The sequence below is a fragment of the Streptomyces purpurogeneiscleroticus genome, from assembly GCF_020024005.1.
In the GTDB taxonomy this organism is placed as follows: Bacteria; Actinomycetota; Actinomycetes; order Streptomycetales; family Streptomycetaceae; genus Streptomyces; species Streptomyces purpurogeneiscleroticus.
Window position 1 is genome coordinate 1 of record NZ_NHSG01000204.1, and the last position, 3,217, is coordinate 3,217.

Annotated in this window: 2 protein-coding genes; both read right to left on the reverse strand. The window is 72.7% G+C overall.

Going from position 1 to position 3,217, the window contains the following annotated elements; genetic code table 11:
• On the reverse strand, nucleotides 1-1,523 hold a 1,523-nt coding region (locus tag CCS38_RS13210), incomplete at its 3' end, for a TnsB C-terminal domain-containing protein (protein WP_223733434.1).
• Nucleotides 1,524-1,612: 89 nt separating this feature from the next.
• Complete coding sequence (locus tag CCS38_RS13215) at nucleotides 1,613-2,959, reverse strand: AAA family ATPase (protein WP_223733435.1); 1,347 nt, start codon at nucleotides 2,957-2,959, stop codon at nucleotides 1,613-1,615.
• Nucleotides 2,960-3,217: the final 258 nt, after the last annotated feature.

Consider the following 3,217-nt stretch of genomic DNA (forward strand, 5'->3'; position numbering starts at 1 on the left):
CGCAGCGGCTCGGCACACTGACCACCGCCCAGGCCGGGGCCGGTATCGGTGGCCTGGGCGAGTTCGGCCCCGGCCTGGGCGGTGGTCAGTGTGCCGAGCCGCTGCGGGGCCTCGGGCTGGGTGGCGGCGTAGCGCTCGCGTTGGGATGCCTGAAGGTCCTTTCTCAGGCGGCGGGTGCGGGCGGCCCGGGCACTTCGTACGGCGCTGATCTGTTCCTCGGTGGCCTGGTCGGCCAGGTCGGCGGGGCCGAGGTAGCGGCCGGTGGCCGCGTGGTAGACCTCGATGCGGTGGTCGTGGTGAGGCATGAACCGGACCCTGACCCGGATCCCGGCCTGACCGGTCATCCACGCACCCACGTAGTCGCGTCGGCGGAAACGGACTCCGCGGGTGGTCAGCGTGCGGGTACCGGCGTCCTCCAGGGTGAACGTCCACAGATCCGCGGCCGGCACGTCCCGCAGCGGAGTGGGATCGTCCTGCCACGCCTCCAGCGGAGTTCTGCCCCGCAGCGGTTCGGGGCGGTGCTCGGTGTTCCACCACCGTGTCCAGGCCAGCAGCCGGGCGGTGAAGTCCTCGAAGCTGAGCAGCGCCTCGTCCTTCGGGCGGGAGGGGCGTTTGCCGGGGCGTGGCTGGTGGACGTAGCCGGGCAGGGCCGCCAGCAGCATCGGCTCCACCGCACGGTTCAGCCCCTCGACGGTGCCCTTGAGGTGCGGGGGGTAGGCGGGCAGGTCCTCCACCCTCACGTTCAGAAGGTCGAACGCGGCGGTCACCGTCCGGGACAGGAAGTCCTTGCCACGGTCCACCCGTACCCTCTCCGGCAGGCCGCCGAACGGGCCGTAGGGGTCCTCGCGCAGGACCGCGGCGCGCAGCGCGGCCAGCACCGACTCCCGCGACGGATGCCCCGGCGTGACGGCGACGCCGGTGATTGCATTGGTCGCGCAGTCGGTGAACCAGGTGATCCACGGTCTGCGGGCCGTGCCGTCGACGTCGACCAGCACCGGGGCCTGCATGTGGTCGGTCTCCCATGCCTGGTTGCGCCAGCCCCGCGGCCGGGCCAGGAACACATCATGCTTGCGCGCCGCCCGCTCCCCTCCCGCGAGCCCGGCCCGCTCCCCCGGCGTCAGATCTCGGCGGATCGCCCGGTGCAGCGTCGTCAGCGACGGTGCGTCCGCAGGAGGGGACTGGCGGGCCGCGCGGAGGACCAGCTCGCGATGGACCGCCCGCACGTTCCCCTTCCACAGTGCCAGCAGTCCACGAACTTCGGGCGTGATCGTGAACCTCGCGTCGGCCCGGGAGCGTGCGCCGGGGTAGGCGGCTGCGGTCTCATCGCTGTGAGCGGCGGCCAGCCAGCGCCACACCGTGCGCTCCGACACCCCCAGCGCCTCTGCAGCCACCCGTACATGGCCTGCTGTCAGCAGCTTCCCTGCCCGCAGTGCGAGCAGCCGGCGCACGGCCGGACCGCGCAGTGCCGTCCTCGACGCCGCAGGCAGCCCGCCGCCTGCGCGGACCGCGTCACCGTCCTCCATGTCAGCTCCCCTCACGCGGGTGGAACGTCGTCTGTTGCCAGGTGCCGGGAACATGCGACCGCCCTCCCGTCCATGCAGGCGCACTCCGGTCACAGTGGCGGCACGACCCGCTGGAACAGCCGCCGCAGCAAGGCCCTGTCAACCGCTGCGTCAGCGCTGGTGAGCAGCGCGTTCTGCAGGTGCGCAGTCAAAGCGGCCCACGTGCGGAGCGTGCCGTGCGCGCAGGACTGGTCGATCCACGTCAGATCCGGGGCCGGGACGGTGCGCCACAGCGGATGGAATCCGGTCATCACGGCCGCTGCTTCTGCTCCGGTCAAGCGTGGAACCTCCTGCCACACGCCGATGCGCGATGCCAGCTGCGGCAGCCGGGCCAGCGCCCGCTCGCTGCCCGCTCCGCACAGCACCAGCGTGATCCGCGTGCCCGGGTGGTCCCACAGGCTCTGCAGGTACTCCAGGCACGGCGCGGGCAGGCGCTGAGCCTCATCGACCACCAGCACCCGCGCCTGGTCCAGAGCCCTCGCGACCGCGGTGTCGGCCCGTGCAGAGGTGTGCGGGAAACGGCCCGGCAGCGCCAGAGCGTCGAACACCGCCCGCCTCATGCCGGCCACCGACGGGCGCACCGGCACCGGCACCCACGTCACCTTCCAGCCCGGAGGCACTTCGTGGAGCGCCATCCGCACGGCGACGGTCTTGCCCCGGCCCGGGTCGCCGAACACACACACCGCACCCTGAACCGCCATCGCCTGCCCGACCGCCTCGGCCACCGCCCGCACCGGCGACGTCCGTACCAGCTGCGCGCCCGCCGGCAACGCCACGCCCTCCAGCGCGCCGCTCTCCCCCGCCGACGTGCCCGCAACCGCCGCCGACGCAAGGTGCGGCGGCCGGCGCGCAGCCACCTTCGCCGCATCGCCCTCACCCGGCCTGGCCAGGGCAAGGTCAGCCAGCGCCTGCCTCGTCTGCTCCTCCTCCCGCTCCCGCCGCACCACCACGCGATCCGGCAGGGCCCTGCCGGCCTGAAGGTCCCGGCGCACCACCCGGTGCAACGACGCCAGCGAGGGCACCTGGCCCCCGGCATCCTTCAGATACCGGTACAGCACTGACACATTCCCGCCCGCCTGCGCCAACACCTCCCACGCCTGGTCGGACACCTCCAGCCGGGCCCGCGGCCTGCGCTCCACACGGCCCTCAGTCCGCGCCGCATCCAGCCAGCGCCACACCGTCCGCGCAGTCACCCCACCGACCTGCGCGCCCGCACGCACATGGGCCGTGGTCAACGCCCCGACCGCATCGAACTCCATCAGCCGTGCCACCAGCACCGGCCGGGAGACCCTCAACCCCGCCGTGATCTCACCCCACGCGCCCGGCTCGCCCACCCCACGCCCTTCGCCGCGAATACCGACACCCACCACGGTGCAGCCACGCAGCCACGCAGCCACCGGAAGGATCAGAAGTGCCGTTCTGGAGACAGTGGAGCGGAGCGGGGTGTACCGCCCCATGACAGCCGTATCCACTGCAGATACCGGTCTACGACAGTAAGCCCGCCCGTCCTCAGCACCCAGCCAGCGAAAACACCCCGACCTGACAAGCCGTCACCGACACTGACCCACCGACACCAACCCGGCACATCGCGGCGGGGTCGTCTGTAGGGAGCGCAGGGGTGGGACCTCGGTGGCGCGGGGAGGGATCGGTGGATG